The sequence below is a fragment of the Finegoldia sp. BIOML-A4 genome, from assembly GCF_009679635.1.
Taxonomy (GTDB): Bacteria; Bacillota; Clostridia; order Tissierellales; family Peptoniphilaceae; genus Finegoldia; species Finegoldia magna.
Window position 1 is genome coordinate 299,128 of record NZ_WKZC01000001.1, and the last position, 16,275, is coordinate 315,402.

The following is a 16,275-nucleotide window of genomic DNA, read 5'->3' on the forward strand; positions in this document are numbered from 1 at the left end:
TTTGTCAAATTTTTTTACAACAATTTAAATCCGACTTTACAATTTACTTATACCTTTGTAATACTCTGTCATTTAACCCATACCACAATGCATCTTCTATAGAATTATTTAAAACAGTTTTCAAAGTTTTAACAATTTTTTTGTACAAATTTTCTAATTGCCACATATTCAAGAATTTTTCTTCAGAAATCACTACTCTATCATTAATAGATTTCATCACTAACTGTTTGTCCATCTTGCTATTAATGCTAAATATCTTGTCTTTTAAGATATTTTCACAATAATTATCTATTATTGAATCTTGTACTCTAAATGCATTTGATTTGTTTTTAATTGAACTAATCATCTTATTTTTTAAAAACTTAGCACTTCTGCTTTCAGTATTATGAAGAAGAATATCCGATTTTTTAATCGTAGATGCTGGAATATGTCTTAATGCATAAAACTCCAACTCATCACTTATATTTTTATTATTAAACCCTTCAGTATAAGCTTGAAGATAATAAGTGAATTCAATTTTATTAATATCTTCTGATATCAAATCAAAAATAGCTTTAATAATAATTTCTCTATCATTTCTATACGACAAATGATTAATTAAAACATTGTAAATTTTATTAAGAGCGTTATATTTGACATAACAAGGTTGTATTTTGTTTTCTTGTTGAACAATATCAAGCATTAAGTATAAAGCTAATAAATCGTCTTCGAAAAGAAATTTTTTCTCAAGCTTTTTCTTTAAATTGTTCGTGTTATAAGCTTTATACATAACTCCTACTCCTAATTATATTTAAAAAACAAAGGACTTTTGATAGTATCTTTCTGTAGAGAATACTTCAATAGTTTCAAAGATAAAACAGAAAATAGAATAATTCAAACCGTACGCGAAGTCCAAATCTCTTGTTTTATCTTCTGAAATGCTATATTCATCTACTATATCTTCAATATAATTCTTAACCAATGTTTTTAACATCACACATTCATCATTATCTATGCTTATTTGACTTGATGTTATTGCTTTTTTGTCAAATATATGATTTTGTGCTAACTTATTCAAAACTCTTTCGTAATTCATGTGATCTTTAAGGTGTTGATTACACCTCCATCTTTTTGCATGTGGAAGACACACATAATCACTTAGATAATGACTTATTACTCCAAGTTTTGTACTTAAAATCTTATTTTGCAATGAATTCAATCTTGTTAAGTCTGTAAATTGAAAAAGATAAATTATAGTGATAATTTCTTTTACAATATAATTTATACTTTCTTCTTTGTAATGTGCTATTAGCTTGTATTTTGGTAAAATATCTGGACTAACAGCTCCCCATTCTAATTTTTTTATATTTAAATTGATTCCATAGGAATCTTTAATGTCTTGATTTATTTCTCTAACAATTCTCTTATGAGTTTCTGGAAAAATATTAATCACTACCTTTCGTCATTGGACATAATATTATTTTAGAGTAATTTAAGTTAAAAGTCAATTATTAACTTTTGCACATAAATACAAGAAAATCGCTAATTCTCAACGATTTTTCGTCTATAACTTCATTTATAAGATTAACAAATTCACTAGAATATTTTTCAGTTAAAAAAGAATAATCTATGTTAAGCGAATGTATTTCAAATTTTTTCATTTCACAAAAAACATTATAGATTAGATTTTTGAAAATATTTTTGTTGTTATTTCTTAAATCATCTGGCAAATTTGCCAATATCACATAATCCGAAGTTATGTTAAAAGCGGGAATGATTTTACATTCGCCTTTTTCTATTCCACTTATTTTTGTAAGAGGTTCTAAAATTCTTTCTCCAGCTTTTTCAACTAATTTTTTTGAATTCTCTTCCAGAAGTGAATTTTCGATAAAATATAAAATTGCATCGCTTTGTAGCTCAAAAATATTGCCTTTAACAAATCTTATATCCATAAAATCTACCCCTTTTTATTTACTATATTACCAATATCAATTATAATACAACATAAGAAAAAAGTATATGAAAGGAATCAATAATTATGAATATAGCTATAGTGTGTGAATACAATCCGTTCCATTTTGGGCATTTACATCAAATAAATCAAATTAAAAAAAATTTCCCAGAAGCAAATATAATTGCAGTTATGAGTGGAAGTGTCGTGCAACGTGGTGAGTTTTCTATTTTAGATAAACTTCATAAAACTAAAATTGCTTTGGAACACGGAATAAACTGTGTTATTGAAATTCCTTCTGTATTTTCTTTACAATCAGCGCAAAATTTCGCCTATTACGCTATTAAAATAATAGACACTATTGGATGTGATTATGTTTCTTTTGGAATTGAAACAGAAATAAAAGATCTAATTTCATACAAAGATTTTCTACTAGAAAATGAAGGTAATATTAAACAGTTTATACTAGAAAACAAAAATATTTCATATAATAAAAACATAATGATATTTTCAAAGCAAAACTACTCTGAATATTCCGATGAAATATTCAAATCAAATAACATTCTTGCTTTGGAATATATGAAATCATTAGATAAACTACACTCTAAATGTAAAATTCTGCCAATAAGAAGAGTCAATAGCGAATACAATTCAAATTCCTTAGAATGTATTTCTTATAGTGCCTCTTCTATTAGATCTAATTTGAAACTATTAGAAGAATTTAAAGACAAAATACCATCCTTAACTTACGAATATCTAAAACACAATTCTATTAGATCTAACAAAAAACTTTTAGACATATTATCTTATAAATTATTCGTGGAAAAATCAGAATTAGATAATATAACGGGTTATGAGAAAGGATTAGATAATCTTTTATCCAATGCATTGAATGAAAATTATGATGATTTTTTTGAAAACATAAAAAATAAAAAATATACCAAAAATCGACTTCAAAGATTGATTTTAAATTATATTTTAAGAGTAGATAAAAAATTTGTTGATGATATCGTAAATGCAGATATTGAAGCTGTTCGCCTATTGGGATTCAAAAAAAACTTCGATTTGTCCGCAATTAAAAAAAATTGTAAAATTTATTCTTTGAACAGAGATTTTTCAAATTTATCTGATAATTACAAAAAATTATTTGAATATGATATAAAAGTCAGTAGACTAATATATTCTACAAAAAAGGTTAATGATTTTTATAATTTTCCAGTAATAAAAAAATAGAGAATATTTTGAGGACCCCCCAAAATATTCTCTTTATTTTATTGTCCTTGTTGTTTAGTCAAAATTCTTGGACCATCTTTTGTGATAGCTAATGTATGTTCATATTGGCATGATTTTTTTCCGTCAATAGTTCTAGCTGTCCATCCATTTTTATCAATTTTCAACTTATGAGTTCCCATATTTATCATTGGTTCAATAGTTAAAACCATTCCCTCTTGTAATCTAAGACCTCTGTGTTCTTTACCATAGTGAAGAACCATTGGATCTTCATGCATACCTCTTCCAATCCCGTGGCCTGTGAATTCGCGTACTACAGAATAGCCATTAGTTTCTGCTATTGATTGAATTTTAGCTCCTATATCTCCTAATCTATTGCCAATAACAGCTAATTTAATTCCTTCATACAAACATTCTCTTGTAACATCCATAAGTTTTTGAGTATCTTCATCTATTTCACCAACTGCATAACTCCAACAGGAATCACTCATCCAACCATTCAATTCAACTACTGTATCTACTTTTAACAAATCACCTGATTTTAAAATATAATCAGATGGATATCCATGGCATATTTCATCATTTACAGAGCAACATGTAGCGTATGGGAATCCCTCAAATCCTATTTGAGCTGGTATTGCTGCCTTGCTTCTAATAAATTTTTCGCAAAAATCATTAACTTGCATTGTAGTCAAACCTGGTTTAACAAATTCCCTCAAAGCTTCATGCATTCCAGAAATAACATTTCCAGAAATATCCATTTTTTCTATTTCTTCTTTATTTTTTATAATAATCATTTAATCACCTATTCAAAAAAGTTCTTAGGTAATGTAATTTTTACCTTTTTAATTCTTTTATCTTCCACAAAAATTATATTGTACAAAACACCATCTATTTCTATTTTTCTTTTAAAACCATCTTCAGGTATATATCCCAATCGATTTATTAACATACCCCCTAATGTATCATAATCATCCGATAGCTCATCAATCTCAAGTCCAATGTTAGAATTAATTTCTTTTATAGAAGTACTACCTTTTACTATATAATTAAACTTGTCAACCTGAATAATATCAGGAGCTTCATGATCGTATTCATCTTCAATATTTCCAACTATTTCTTCAATTAAATCTTCCATCGATACAATACCTGAGAAACCACCATATTCATCAATTAAGATTGCCATGTGAATTCTTTTTTTCTTCATATCTGAGAATAAATCATTGATATTTTTAGTTTCTGATATAAAATACGCTGGCTTTAAAATCTTTCTTAAGTCAACATTATTAAATCCATGTTTGTAAGCTTCACTCATGTAATCTTTAATGTAGATGATGCCCAGTATGTTGTCAATATCACCTTCATATACTGGAATTCTTGAAAATTTTAGTTCCATTAATTTATCCAAATAATCTTCAATACAATCTTCAAGGTCAATTGCAAATACTTCTGTTCTTGCTGTCATTATTTCTTCAGCTGTTTTTTCATCAAAGTTAATAACAGCATCAATCATATCTTTTTCGTTTGAATTTATAATTCCTTGTTCCTTTCCGACCTCTACCATTGATTTTATTTCTTCAACAGTAATTTTGCTCTCCACATTCAAAGTTTTAATTCCAATTATACTCAGTATAAATTTTGTTGACTTTGAAAGTAAAAAAACAAATGGTTTTAAAATAAAGTAAATAAATTTTACAGCATTAATCGAAAATAACGCAAAAGAATCCGCCACACTCAAAGCAATTCTTTTTGGAATCAATTGTCCAAACAAAATATACAAAAACGATAAAACAATAAGTACAACACACACTGATATCCAATAAGTTACAGATTTATTTAATCCTAAAAATATCATCTTTTTACTCAAACTTACACTTAAACTAGATGCACATATTGCTGAAGCAACAAATCCAATATAAGTTAATATAACTTGAATAGTAGACAAAAATTTTGTGTGTTTTTCAAATTGTTCTAAAACAGATTTTGCCTTTTCATTTCCGTCATCACTCATAACCCTAAGCTTATTTTTATCACAAGATACAATTGCTATTTCACTTGCTGAAAAAAAAGCATTAATTACTATAAGTATTAATAAAATAACCAATTCTACAATAAGATTGGGCCCGACTTCGTCCATTTAATCCTCCTAAAATTATAGATAATAATATTATACAATAATTTTGAATTAAAATAAAACAAAATTAAAAACGGAATGTTTTCCGCAATAGAAAGATAACATTCCGCTTAAAATCATTTAATTCAATTCGTGTTTTAGAAAAACACTTCAAATACTAAAATATTCGATTTTTAGAATAAGTTTAGTATTACTCCACCATGCTGAGCAATCAATGGTGCGAATACTAATGATACTACCGTCATCAATTTAATTAATATGTTTAATGATGGACCTGAAGTATCCTTGAATGGATCCCCAACAGTATCTCCAACTACAGCTGCCTTATGAGCATCTGATCCTTTTCCACCGTGTTGACCTGATTCAATATATTTTTTAGCATTATCCCATGCTCCACCACTGTTTGACATGAATATTGCCATTAATACGCCTGTTACAAGTGAACCTGCTAAAAGTCCTCCTAAAGCTTCTGCGCCTAATAAGAATCCCATTATAACTGGACAAACTACAGCTAACAAACCTGGAACAAGCATTTGTCTTAATGCAGCACCTGTAGAAATATCTACACATTTTTTGTAATCAGGTTGTTGAGTACCTTCCATAATTCCTGGGAACTCTTTAAATTGTCTTCTAACTTCAACAATCATATCATTTGCAGCTGTTCCTACAGCATCCATAGTCAATGCTGAGAATAGGAATGGTAACATACCACCAATGAACATACCAGCTACAACTTCTGGACTTGTAACATCTATTTGTTTCAAACCTACTACAGCTGTATATGATGCAAATAATGCTAATGCTGTTAATGCAGCACTACCGATTGCAAATCCCTTTCCTATCGCAGCGGTAGTATTTCCAACTGAGTCTAATTTATCTGTAATATTTCTAACATCTTCTGGTAATTCGCACATTTCAGCAATACCACCAGCATTATCTGCTATTGGACCATAAGCGTCTACTGCAATTGTCATTCCACAAGTAGATAACATACCTATAGCAGCTACTGCAATACCATACAAACCTTCTGTAGGGTTTGTAGCACCATTTGATGCAAAGAATGAAATTATTATACCAATAGCTATAACAATAATTGGACCAGTAGTTGATTTCATTCCTGTAGCCAAACCTGAGATAATATTTGTAGAAGAACCTGTTTCTGATTCTTCAGCAATTTTTTGAACTGGCTTTTTATCTTCAGATGTGTAGTATTCAGTAAATTGTGAAATTATCAATCCAACTAATATACCAGCTAATACAGAGAAGAAAGCATTATTACTACCAAGAATAGATCTTGATAAGAAGAATGATCCTGCGATTGCTAATATTGAGCTGATAATTGTACCTGTATTCAAAGATTTTTGAGGATCTTTTCCTCCTCTAACTGTAAATACACCTATAATAGATGCAATAACACCTAAAGCTGCTGTTGCTATTGCAAATGATACACCAGCTTCTTTATAAGCTAATAAACCTAATGTAATACCTGATAAAATACTACCAGCATAGGATTCAAATAAGTCGGCTCCCATACCAGCAACATCCCCTACGTTGTCCCCAACATTATCTGCAATTACTGCAGGGTTTCTAGGGTCATCTTCAGGGATACCAGCTTCAACTTTACCAACCAAGTCTGCTCCAACATCAGCTGCTTTTGTATAGATACCTCCACCAACTCTGGCAAATAAAGCTATAGAAGAAGCACCAAAACTAAATCCAGTAACAACTTCAGCATCTTGGAAAATAATATAAGAAAGAGTTATACCTAAAATTCCTAATCCAACAACGCACATTCCCATTACTGCTCCACCAGAAAATGCTACGTTTAATGCTCCATTCATTCCTTCTTCTTTTGCCGCATTAGCTGTCCTAACGTTTGCCTTTGTTGCAGCTTGCATACCGATGTAACCTGCAAGTACACTAAATATTGCACCAGCTAAAAAACAAATAGCTGTCTTATAATCGATTGCAACACCTAGAATTACACATACTATAACTACAAAAATAATAAGTGCTTTGTACTGGCGAGAAAGATAAGCCATTGCTCCGTCGTGAATAAATCCAGATATCTCCCTCATTCTTTCATTACCAGCACCTTTTTTACTTATGCTACTAAATTTTATTGCAGCAAATAATAAAGCGATAATACCTGCTGCAATAGCTAAATAGTAATACATATTGTCCATGATTTACTCCTTTCAACTATTAAATTATTTTATATATGCTAACGCCAAAGCTGAAACCAAGAATATAACTGATGATACAATAACAACTCTGTTAATATAATTATCCTTAGTTAATCTTCTACCATGTCCACCGACATTAGTTTCGCCTGTTAACGCTGCCATCCCTTCTGATTTAGTTTCTTGACTCATCACTGCAATTATTATTACAATGCTGGCAATAACTAAAATTACTGAAAAAATAGTCTTCATTTATCCACCTCATTTCAATTAAGTTGATATATAAAATATAACATAGACATTCGATATTATCAAGATACTTCATATATCATTATTGCACAAAGTTATTATACCACAAATTTCTTTGAATTTAATTGATAATCAGTATTGATTTATCAGAAATCATGTGCTATACTTATTATGATATCAATTATCAATACTTATTATAGAGGTGGTTATGTTACAAGACATATTATTAGAACATTGTTATCCCACACTAAGTAATCTCAAATTTGCAAATATGATAAATGTTGATTATACAGATAGCATATTTGAAGACATATTTAAATTAAACGAAAAATTATCAGAATATAATTTTAGCTTAATTATTTTAAAGCAAACTAGAAAAAAGTTGTTGCTGTACTTAATAAATTACAATTTAATAGAAAACTATAATGATAAAAGGCTGCAAAATGCTTTGAAAAGTTATGGTTATCCTGCAGATAATTTTAATAGCAGCATAGATTTTTTAAAGAAAAGATTACTTGAAAATGAATTTCCTCATGAAATCGGATTTTTCTTAGGATATCCTTACGAGGATGTTCTTGGTTTTATCAATTACAACGGAAAAAATGAATGTATTTCCGGAAAGTGGAAAGTATATTCTGATGTAGAAAAAGCAAAAGATATATTTAAAAAATATGACTATGCTAAGCTCGTAACAAAAAGATTATCATTACAAGGAAATAACTTGTTTGATATAATAAATTATTTTAAGGAGTAAATTATGAATTTATTAATTTTATACTGGTCTCAAACTGGTAATACTGAAAAAATGGCTCAAATTATTAAAGAAGAATGTGAGTCAAAAGGATCTAAAGTCGAAATGGTATTTAGTGATGATTATAAAAACTATGATATAGACAATTTCGATGTCATTGCTTTTGGGTGCCCTGCTATGGGTGATGAAGAACTAGAAGATACTTCATTTGAACCGATGTTTTCTGATTTAGAAAATACATTAAGTGATAAAAAAATTGCTCTCTTTGGTTCTTATGAATGGAACAACGGTGAATGGATGGGCTTTTGGAAAGAAAGATGTTCGAAAAATAATTTAAACGTTATTGATACTGTAATTTGCTATGATACACCAGACGAAAATTCTACTGCTGATATCAAAAAATTCGCAGATAATTTATTAAAATAATACTTAAAAAAGCTTGGTAGTCATCTAAAACTACCAAGCTTTTTATTAGCCTTTTAATTCATTTCTGTTTTCTTGTAATTCTTCCAATAGATTGTTCAATTTGTCTTGAGTTGTTTCCAACATTTCATCGATATATTGGATAGATTGACTCTTTAATAGTCTAGCATTGTTTTCAGCTTGAGAAGTAATTTCTTCTGCATTTTTTTGAGCTGCAATAGTAACATCGTGTTCATTTACCATTGTTTCAAATCTGTTTCGAGCTTCTTGGTCTATTTTTTCTGCTTCTTTGTAAGCTTGAGTTCTAATATTTTCAGATTCTCTGTTAGCTTCATCAATAATTCTATTCTTTTCAGCATTAGTCCATTGAGCTTGTTTGATTTCTTCTGGTAAATTTTCTCTCATATCTTTTAAAACTGATAGAAGTTCTTCTCTTTCAACCATAACTTTTTTAGAAAATGGAACTGTTGATGCTTCATCAAGTATGTCTTCCATTTCTTCTATTAACTTAATAATATCCATGTAACCCTCCTGCATTGAGCTAATTATTCTTACAATTATTATAATAAAAATATCAAATTAATTCAAGATAAAGCATTTATTTATCGTTAAATTTATCCTTTATATCGTCAATGATATTTTCAGGAACAAGTTCTGATATATCAGCGCCGTAGGAAGCTATCTCTCTTACTATAGAAGACGAAAGAAATGCATATTTGCCATCTGCAACTAAAAACAATGTTTCTAATTCATTATTTAATTTCTTATTAGCCAAAGACATTTGCATTTCTGATTCAAAATCACTAACAGCACGTAGTCCCCTTATAATTGTACTACATCCTATTTGTTTTGCAAAATCTACAGTCAATCCTTCAAATTGATGAACTCTTACATTAGATAAATGGCTACAAGATTTTTTAATCATCGAAACTCTTTGTTCAAGAGAAAATGTGCTTTTCTTTTGAATGTTTTTTACAACAGCTACATTTACTTCTTCAAAAATTTTTGCACTTCTTTCAATAATATCCATGTGTCCATTCGTAATTGGATCAAAACTACCCGGATATAATACCTTTGTTTTATTCATTATCATTCCTCAAAAAATATATATTCTTCTTTTTACCATATTGTTTTTGTTTTTCTAATTTCAAATTTTTGAAATATTCATCAGACAATTCTTTTTCGGATTCTAATATAACAAGACAATCATCATTTAAAAGATCATTATCTATTAGCATCTGAATGGATTCTTTGTAATAATTTAATCTTTCATAAGGCGGATCGATAAAAACATAATCAAATTTTAATCCTTGTCTTCTGATATTTAATAAATTTTTCTTAAAATCACCTTTAAAGACTTTTGCGAATTCCTGTGATTTTGTATGTTCAATATTCTCATTGATGCATTTTATATTATCATTAGAAGCTTCACTAAATACTACTAAATCACATCCACGACTTATGAACTCTATACCAACTGCTCCACTTCCTGCAAATAAATCTAATGCTTTGGAATTAGGTTTTACTTGAAAAATCACGCTGAATATAGCTTCCTTTATTTTACCTTCTGTCGGTCTTGTAAATCTATCTAAATCGCTATTTAAGTTCATACCTCTCATTTTCCCTGAAATAACTTTCATTTCTCACCTCAATTAAAAATAACATTGTCTAGTAATTTATCTTTAAACTTATTAATTTCTTCATCCAAATACATATATTCTTTAGTTTCGCATAAATCATTCGTATATATATACTCAGTTATCACAGCAGCCTTTTCTATCAAATCATAGTCTTTTTCTAGATCTGCAATGTTTAGAAGTGGTATTCCTGATTGTCTAGTTCCTAACAAATCACCACTACCTCTCATCATCAAATCCTTTTGTGATAGTTCAAATCCGCTATTCGTATTAACCATAATATTCATTCTTTCCATTTGTTCATCAGAATATGCATTGTTGATAAGAATACAATAAGATTGATCTGAAGATCTGCCCACTCTACCTCTTAGTTGATGAAGTTGTGAAAGTCCAAATCTTTCTGCATTATATATAACAATTACATTTGCTTTTTTGACATCAACGCCAACTTCAATAACTGTTGTAGATACCAATATTTTTGTTTTTCCGTCTACAAAATCTTTCATAATCTCTTCTTTTTCCGAAGATTTCATTTTACCATGTAACATTCCAACATTTATATCAGAAAAATACTCACTAGATAACCTATTGTAAAGTTCTGTTACATTCTCTAAATCCAATGCTTCAGATTCTTCTATCAATGGACACACAACATAAGCTTGAAACCCATTTTCAACTTGTTTTCTGATAAAAGCTGCTATTCTTTTTTCATAACTAAATCCAACAGAATATGTTTCTATTACTTTTCTGCCTTTAGGCATTTCATTTATTGTTGATATATCCAAATCCCCATAGTAAGAAAGTGCTAAAGTTCTTGGAATTGGTGTAGCTGTCATCACAAGAACATCTGGATTTTTCCCCTTGTCTGAAATTTTCTTTCTTTGCCCTACACCAAATCTATGTTGCTCATCGGTAATTACGAGTCCAAGCTTTTTAAAATCCACAAAATCTTGAATTATTGCATGCGTACCAACTATGACATCAAAATAACCCGACTTTATTCCTTCTAAAACAGAATCTTTTTCCGATTTTGTTAAATCAGATTTTAATAAACAAACTTTTAACCCAAATTTTGAAAAATCATCCGATAAGTTTTCATAATGTTGTGTCGCTAAAATATCCGTAGGAGCCATAAAAGCTGATTGATAACCACTTGAATATGATTTGAATATCGCTGCTTCAGCTACTATTGTCTTTCCACTTCCTACATCTCCTTGAACCAATCTATTCATTCTCTTTTCAGATGTCATATCACTTTCAATATCTCTAATTGCTTCTAACTGTCCTTTTGTAAGTTCAAATTTTAAAGACTGTATGAAAAGATCCATGCTTTCGTCAGTTTGAAATTTTATATAATTTTGTTCGTTTAGTGTTGTCTTCATTGATTTCATTGCCAATTGCATTATAATAACTTCTTCAAGAACAAGCGCTGTCCTAGCTCGTTTAAATTGTGCATAATCCACAGGTTTGTGTATGTTTTTTATTGCATTTCTTTTGTTCTCAATATCGTAGTTTTTAATCATACTATAAGGAATAACATTTTTAATTTCATCAATACAATGTTTAATAGCAAAATCAATGAATTTAATCATATCATTATTTGTAACGCCTTTTTTTACTTTGTAAATTGGATAAATAATGCCCAATTTTCCACCAAAAGTTTTACTTAAAATTGGTGACGATATTTTGAATTGATTTTGAACTCTATTTATTTTCCCATACAAATAGTAGGTAGTGTTTGGTAGAATTTGATTTCTGATAAAAGGCTGATTAAACCATGACACACTTATTTTAGAAGTATCGTCAAAAGCAATAGCAGATGTTAAATTTAAATTTCTTCTAAGATATTTAGTTACAGGTTTTGAAATAAATTTGACTTTTATAACGCAGTTTTCTTCATTCCTTGTATCTATAATGTTTTTAATGATCGATCTATTTTCATATCTATATGGGAAATAATTCAATAAATCATTAACATCAAAAATACCCATTGAGTTTAAAACTTCTAATTTTTTCTTTCCTATTCCTTTTACTTCTGATAATTGCATAACTCACCACACAAAAAAATCCCTACATTAAACATACAAATAATAGACCGATGAAAATCGATCTATTATCTGTAATTATTTGTAAGGAGTTATTCTATTGAAAATACATAGTAATATAAAGGTTGAGATCCTTCGACAACCTCAATATCAATGTTTTTATATTCTTCTTCCAAACTATCTTTCAATTTATTAGCAACCATTTCATCACAGCCTTCACCGTAATAAATTGTAACCAATGAATCGTCTTTTTGAATTAGTTGTCTCAATAAATCCATTGAAACTTTATTAATATCATTACCAACCGCTCTGATATTCTTTTGGTCAAGACCGATAATGTCATCTTTCTTTACTTTAATATCTGACATATTTAAATCTTTTACCGCAAAAGTAACTTCACCAGTCTTAACTGTTGCTATTACATCGTTAAAACTATCAAAGTTTTCTTCTGCACTTGCTTCTTCATTGAATGCTAAAAGAGCCGAAATAGATTGTGGTACGGCTTTTGTCTCTACAACGAAAACTTTTTTATCAACTATTTGTTTTGCTTGATTAGCTGATAATATGATGTTCTTATTGTTAGGAAATACAAAAACTGTCTTTGCATTAACTTTTTCTATAGAATTAACTATATCTTCAGTTGAAGGATTCATTGTTTGTCCACCAGTAATCACTTCATCGACATTTAACATATCGAAAACTTTACTGAATCCTTTACCACTACTAACCACTACAAATCCAAAATCTTTTTCTGGTTCTGAAGGTTTTGTAGAAGCTTGACTAATTTCTTCTTCAGTAGAATGCAAGTTTTGATGTTGTAATCTCATATTATCTATTTTGATATCTCTTAGAGCACCTAATTCCATGGCAATTTCTAAAACTTTACCAGGATTATTAGTATGAATATGAGTTTTGATTACTCCATCACCTTTTACAACTAGTAAACAATCCCCAAAGTTTTCTAATTTTGATCTATATGAATTTTCATCTGCATCAGTCATTATAAAAAATTCAGTACAATATCCGAATTCTATTTCTTCGTCTGATACAACATTAGTATTTTCATTAATAGTTCTAGAAGATTCGTCAATTACTGTTTCTGAAATCAATTTTTCATTATCGTAATTTAAAACGCCTTCTAAGAATAACATTAAACCTTGTCCACCTGCATCAACTACGTCGGCTTCTTTCAAAACAGGTAACATTTCTTTAGTTTTAAGAAGTGCCTTGTTACCTTCAGATATAATATCTGTCAAAAATTCTTTAATATCTTCGTAATTTTGGTAGTTTTGATCAGCAAACTCACCCATACATCTAGAAACTGTAAGAATAGTTCCTTCTGTTGGTTTCATTACGGCTTTATAAGCAGTTTTATAACTTTCAACAAATCCATCTCTTAATGCAAATATATTAAATTCAGTATAATCTTTAAATCCATTATAAAAACCTCTCATGATTTGAGAAGTAATTACACCAGAATTTCCTCTAGCTCCCATAAGAGAACCATCACTCATAGCTTTAGCTAAATTTGCAATACTCAAATCAGTTACGCCATTAACTTTTGAAATAGCTGATTTAATTGTCAATGTCATATTAGTACCAGTATCTCCATCTGGAACTGGAAAAACATTTAAGCTATTTACTATTTCTCTTTTATTTTCTAAGTTCTTAAATCCCGCTAGAAGGCAATTCTTGAACAGTGTTGCGTCATTCTTCATTGTGCCCCCTATTTTTCTTCGTTTATTCTCATATCTTGAACAAGAACATTAACACATTCTACTTCAAGACCAGTTTTGTTTTCTACACTATATTTAACTGTATCAATAATATTTTGGCAAACCACAGCAATTTTAGTACCATATTCCAAAACTACAGTTAAATCTATTACAATTTTATTATTTCTTGTATAAACTTTTACTCCCTTACTCATATTGTCTTTATTGAGTAACATTAAAAATCCGTCTGATAAATTTTTATAAGCTAGTCCAACAATCCCGTAACAAGTCATAGCTGTTTCACTAGCAATAGTTCTAACGATATTATCTGATATTAATATTGAACCATATTCGTTATCAATTTTAGTAGTCATATTACCTCCTATTTGTGATACCTAATTAATTATATTATACTCTTTTAATGTTTAAGATTCTAATTTACATATTAATACTATATTATTATAACATATTTTAGCTCTAAAAGCTTGAAATTCAGTTTTAAAATATGCTATAATATCAAGAGACATTTGAAAAAGAACCAGGAGGTGTAATTATGTCCAAAAAATGTGAAATTTGTGGTAAATCAAGAACTTTCGGAAATAATAGATCATTTTCTTTAAGATCTTCAAATAGAAGCTGGGCACCTAACATCAGAAAAGTTAGAGCTTTAGTCGATGGCAAACCAAAAAGAATCAATGTATGCACTAGATGCTTAAGATCAGGTTTAGTTGAAAGACCTCAATTTATCAAAACAACAGAAGAAGAATAAAACAAAGAGTCGAAAACTTCGACTCTTTTTTAATCTCTAGAATCAATTAAAAGACCATATCCATCTATTAATTCTATATATGCTTTTTTATTTTTTATTTTATTACTAATCGTCAATGTTGAACAAAAATCAACATCTAAAAATTCGCTGTCGTATTCAAAACCATTTAACCTAATTTTCATTCCACTATTCGATAAAACTACAATGGAAATATAGTCATATCTCATAACACATTCTGTGCTTTCTCCTAAGAATTTAATTATATTATTGTTACCAATAAATATAATTTCAATTCCTTTTTCATAGCATCTTTTTGAATAAATTAAATTCGACATTGTGTGATCTAATCTGGTTCCTGTTGCCCCAAAAGCATATATTGTTGAGCAATTTTTTTCGATTAATATATTTATTGCGGCTTCAAAATCAGTAAAATCTTTTTTGCAATTATATTTTTCAAAAATCTTGTTATTTTCTTCTAGAAAAATTTTGTCCTCATTATTTATAGAGTCAAAATCTCCTATAGCGAAATCAAAATCTTTATGATAATCGGTGAAATATTTTGTTCCACCATCTACAGCTATTTTAAAGTCTGATTTTTCATAATATTCTTCAAAAAGATTCTTATCAGATAATTCCCCTGCGCAACAAATCAAACCAATCATTTTTTACTTACCTTTGATACAGGTTTAATTAAAATTAATATGACAACTATAGCTATAATTCCATTAGGAACAATGTAGGTGATGTTATATAAGAATGATCCTAGTAATGCAGGAATATCTGATGGCAATGTGTCTTTGAAAAATACATAACCACTTAAAATCGCAGCTACTCCTCTCATTAAAATAGCGAATATACATGCTAAAATCATTTTATAATTAATTTTGCCACCCAAAGTTTCTTCATTACATCCTAACCCTGATAATCCTAAAGCCATATAAGCTATTGGATAATCTAGCATATATTGTATTGGGTGGATAACGTAAGGATCAACAAAGCTATCCAAAACTCCATACATTAATCCAATTACAATCCCTGGTTTTAGCCCCCATCTTAGTCCAAATAATAAAATCGGAACATATCCCGCTAGGGAAACAGATCCTCCTCTTGGCATTTTAAAAATAACAATGCTATTTAGTACAGCTGTCAAAGCTAAAGTAATTGCTCCTTCAACCATAAATCTCAAATTTTTGTTCAAGATATCCTCCT

19 protein-coding genes are annotated in these 16,275 nt (G+C 29.0%); 4 read left to right on the top strand and 15 right to left on the bottom strand.

Annotated features, from left to right (window positions below; genetic code table 11):
* Nucleotides 1-43: 43 nt before the first annotated feature.
* The 3 genes from GKG01_RS01340 to GKG01_RS01350 are packed head-to-tail and all read right to left on the bottom strand — an operon-like array spanning nt 44 to nt 1,931.
* Complete coding sequence (locus tag GKG01_RS01340; protein WP_094207080.1) at nt 44-769, bottom strand: hypothetical protein; 726 nt, start codon at nt 767-769, stop codon at nt 44-46.
* 21 nt (nt 770-790) lie between these two features.
* Nucleotides 791-1,432 carry a zinc dependent phospholipase C family protein gene (locus GKG01_RS01345; RefSeq protein WP_094205609.1) on the bottom strand — a complete coding sequence of 214 codons (642 nt, stop codon included), beginning with the start codon at nt 1,430-1,432 and terminating at the stop codon, nt 791-793.
* A gap of 58 nt (nt 1,433-1,490) precedes the next feature.
* Nucleotides 1,491-1,931 carry a hypothetical protein gene (locus GKG01_RS01350; RefSeq protein ID WP_094207079.1) on the bottom strand — a complete coding sequence of 147 codons (441 nt, stop codon included), beginning with the start codon at nt 1,929-1,931 and terminating at the stop codon, nt 1,491-1,493.
* 86 nt (nt 1,932-2,017) lie between these two features.
* Here GKG01_RS01350 and GKG01_RS01355 point away from each other — a divergent pair, with 86 nt between their 5' ends.
* Nucleotides 2,018-3,163, top strand: coding sequence for a nucleotidyltransferase family protein (locus GKG01_RS01355; RefSeq protein ID WP_094207078.1), 1,146 nt, complete (start codon nt 2,018-2,020; stop codon nt 3,161-3,163).
* Nucleotides 3,164-3,201: 38 nt separating this feature from the next.
* On the opposite strand, the gene map is transcribed toward GKG01_RS01355, so the two are convergent.
* The 4 genes from map to secG form a co-directional block, all read right to left on the bottom strand.
* Entirely contained in the window at nt 3,202-3,957 is a 756-nt protein-coding gene (gene map, locus GKG01_RS01360; RefSeq protein ID WP_094207077.1) for a type I methionyl aminopeptidase, read from the bottom strand.
* Nucleotides 3,958-3,965: 8 nt separating this feature from the next.
* Nucleotides 3,966-5,297 carry a hemolysin family protein gene (locus tag GKG01_RS01365; RefSeq protein WP_094207076.1) on the bottom strand — a complete coding sequence of 444 codons (1,332 nt, stop codon included), beginning with the start codon at nt 5,295-5,297 and terminating at the stop codon, nt 3,966-3,968.
* A gap of 170 nt (nt 5,298-5,467) precedes the next feature.
* Nucleotides 5,468-7,480 carry a sodium-translocating pyrophosphatase gene (locus tag GKG01_RS01370; protein ID WP_094207075.1) on the bottom strand — a complete coding sequence of 671 codons (2,013 nt, stop codon included), beginning with the start codon at nt 7,478-7,480 and terminating at the stop codon, nt 5,468-5,470.
* Between the two features lie 24 nt (nt 7,481-7,504).
* Nucleotides 7,505-7,729 carry a preprotein translocase subunit SecG gene (gene secG / locus GKG01_RS01375; protein WP_154271141.1) on the bottom strand — a complete coding sequence of 75 codons (225 nt, stop codon included), beginning with the start codon at nt 7,727-7,729 and terminating at the stop codon, nt 7,505-7,507.
* A 205-nt stretch (nt 7,730-7,934) separates the two neighbouring features.
* Here secG and GKG01_RS01380 point away from each other — a divergent pair, with 205 nt between their 5' ends.
* Nucleotides 7,935-8,480, top strand: a complete 546-nt coding sequence (locus GKG01_RS01380; RefSeq protein WP_094207074.1) for a DUF3793 family protein — start codon at nt 7,935-7,937, stop codon at nt 8,478-8,480.
* Nucleotides 8,481-8,483: 3 nt separating this feature from the next.
* Complete coding sequence (locus tag GKG01_RS01385; RefSeq protein ID WP_094205602.1) at nt 8,484-8,903, top strand: flavodoxin; 420 nt, start codon at nt 8,484-8,486, stop codon at nt 8,901-8,903.
* 45 nt (nt 8,904-8,948) lie between these two features.
* Here GKG01_RS01385 and GKG01_RS01390 read toward each other — a convergent pair whose 3' ends face one another.
* The 6 genes from GKG01_RS01390 to GKG01_RS01415 all read right to left on the bottom strand — a co-directional run bounded on the left by GKG01_RS01390 (nt 8,949) and on the right by GKG01_RS01415 (nt 14,671).
* Nucleotides 8,949-9,422: a hypothetical protein gene (locus tag GKG01_RS01390; protein ID WP_035109473.1), complete on the bottom strand. Its 474-nt coding sequence runs from the start codon at nt 9,420-9,422 to the stop codon at nt 8,949-8,951.
* 76 nt (nt 9,423-9,498) lie between these two features.
* Nucleotides 9,499-9,987 (bottom strand): pantetheine-phosphate adenylyltransferase, encoded by a 489-nt coding sequence (gene coaD / locus GKG01_RS01395; protein ID WP_094205600.1) that lies wholly within the window; start codon nt 9,985-9,987, stop codon nt 9,499-9,501.
* Nucleotides 9,980-10,540, bottom strand: coding sequence for a 16S rRNA (guanine(966)-N(2))-methyltransferase RsmD (gene rsmD / locus GKG01_RS01400; protein WP_094207073.1), 561 nt, complete (start codon nt 10,538-10,540; stop codon nt 9,980-9,982). The genes coaD and rsmD overlap by 8 nt, the downstream gene beginning before the upstream one ends.
* A gap of 8 nt (nt 10,541-10,548) precedes the next feature.
* Complete coding sequence (gene recG / locus GKG01_RS01405) at nt 10,549-12,585, bottom strand: ATP-dependent DNA helicase RecG (RefSeq protein ID WP_154271142.1); 2,037 nt, start codon at nt 12,583-12,585, stop codon at nt 10,549-10,551.
* Nucleotides 12,586-12,674: 89 nt separating this feature from the next.
* Nucleotides 12,675-14,300, bottom strand: coding sequence for a DAK2 domain-containing protein (locus GKG01_RS01410; RefSeq protein WP_154271143.1), 1,626 nt, complete (start codon nt 14,298-14,300; stop codon nt 12,675-12,677).
* Nucleotides 14,301-14,308: 8 nt separating this feature from the next.
* Nucleotides 14,309-14,671 carry an Asp23/Gls24 family envelope stress response protein gene (locus GKG01_RS01415; protein WP_154271144.1) on the bottom strand — a complete coding sequence of 121 codons (363 nt, stop codon included), beginning with the start codon at nt 14,669-14,671 and terminating at the stop codon, nt 14,309-14,311.
* Nucleotides 14,672-14,850: 179 nt separating this feature from the next.
* Between GKG01_RS01415 and rpmB the strand changes: the two genes are divergently transcribed.
* Nucleotides 14,851-15,066 carry a 50S ribosomal protein L28 gene (rpmB, locus tag GKG01_RS01420; RefSeq protein WP_002836298.1) on the top strand — a complete coding sequence of 72 codons (216 nt, stop codon included), beginning with the start codon at nt 14,851-14,853 and terminating at the stop codon, nt 15,064-15,066.
* A gap of 29 nt (nt 15,067-15,095) precedes the next feature.
* Here rpmB and GKG01_RS01425 read toward each other — a convergent pair whose 3' ends face one another.
* Both GKG01_RS01425 and thiT read right to left on the bottom strand, forming a co-directional pair.
* Entirely contained in the window at nt 15,096-15,728 is a 633-nt protein-coding gene (locus GKG01_RS01425; RefSeq protein ID WP_154271145.1) for a thiamine diphosphokinase, read from the bottom strand.
* Nucleotides 15,725-16,264, bottom strand: coding sequence for an energy-coupled thiamine transporter ThiT (gene thiT / locus GKG01_RS01430; RefSeq protein WP_154271146.1), 540 nt, complete (start codon nt 16,262-16,264; stop codon nt 15,725-15,727). Before thiT ends, GKG01_RS01425 begins: the two co-directional genes overlap by 4 nt.
* Nucleotides 16,265-16,275: the final 11 nt, after the last annotated feature.

Excerpts from the sequence above, each read along its gene's own strand:
- GKG01_RS01340 (WP_094207080.1), bottom strand. The coding sequence starts at position 769 with ATGTATAAAGCTTATAACACGAACAATTTAAAGAAAAAGCTTGAGAAA.
- GKG01_RS01350 (WP_094207079.1), bottom strand. The coding sequence starts at position 1,931 with ATGGATATAAGATTTGTTAAAGGCAATATTTTTGAGCTACAAAGCGAT.
- GKG01_RS01355 (WP_094207078.1), top strand. The coding sequence starts at position 2,018 with ATGAATATAGCTATAGTGTGTGAATACAATCCGTTCCATTTTGGGCAT.
- map (WP_094207077.1), bottom strand. The coding sequence starts at position 3,957 with ATGATTATTATAAAAAATAAAGAAGAAATAGAAAAAATGGATATTTCT.
- GKG01_RS01365 (WP_094207076.1), bottom strand. The coding sequence starts at position 5,297 with ATGGACGAAGTCGGGCCCAATCTTATTGTAGAATTGGTTATTTTATTA.
- GKG01_RS01370 (WP_094207075.1), bottom strand. The coding sequence starts at position 7,480 with ATGGACAATATGTATTACTATTTAGCTATTGCAGCAGGTATTATCGCT.
- secG (WP_154271141.1), bottom strand. The coding sequence starts at position 7,729 with ATGAAGACTATTTTTTCAGTAATTTTAGTTATTGCCAGCATTGTAATA.
- GKG01_RS01380 (WP_094207074.1), top strand. The coding sequence starts at position 7,935 with ATGTTACAAGACATATTATTAGAACATTGTTATCCCACACTAAGTAAT.
- GKG01_RS01385 (WP_094205602.1), top strand. The coding sequence starts at position 8,484 with ATGAATTTATTAATTTTATACTGGTCTCAAACTGGTAATACTGAAAAA.
- GKG01_RS01390 (WP_035109473.1), bottom strand. The coding sequence starts at position 9,422 with ATGGATATTATTAAGTTAATAGAAGAAATGGAAGACATACTTGATGAA.
- coaD (WP_094205600.1), bottom strand. The coding sequence starts at position 9,987 with ATGAATAAAACAAAGGTATTATATCCGGGTAGTTTTGATCCAATTACG.
- rsmD (WP_094207073.1), bottom strand. The coding sequence starts at position 10,540 with ATGAAAGTTATTTCAGGGAAAATGAGAGGTATGAACTTAAATAGCGAT.
- recG (WP_154271142.1), bottom strand. The coding sequence starts at position 12,585 with ATGCAATTATCAGAAGTAAAAGGAATAGGAAAGAAAAAATTAGAAGTT.
- GKG01_RS01410 (WP_154271143.1), bottom strand. The coding sequence starts at position 14,300 with ATGAAGAATGACGCAACACTGTTCAAGAATTGCCTTCTAGCGGGATTT.
- GKG01_RS01415 (WP_154271144.1), bottom strand. The coding sequence starts at position 14,671 with ATGACTACTAAAATTGATAACGAATATGGTTCAATATTAATATCAGAT.
- rpmB (WP_002836298.1), top strand. The coding sequence starts at position 14,851 with ATGTCCAAAAAATGTGAAATTTGTGGTAAATCAAGAACTTTCGGAAAT.
- GKG01_RS01425 (WP_154271145.1), bottom strand. The coding sequence starts at position 15,728 with ATGATTGGTTTGATTTGTTGCGCAGGGGAATTATCTGATAAGAATCTT.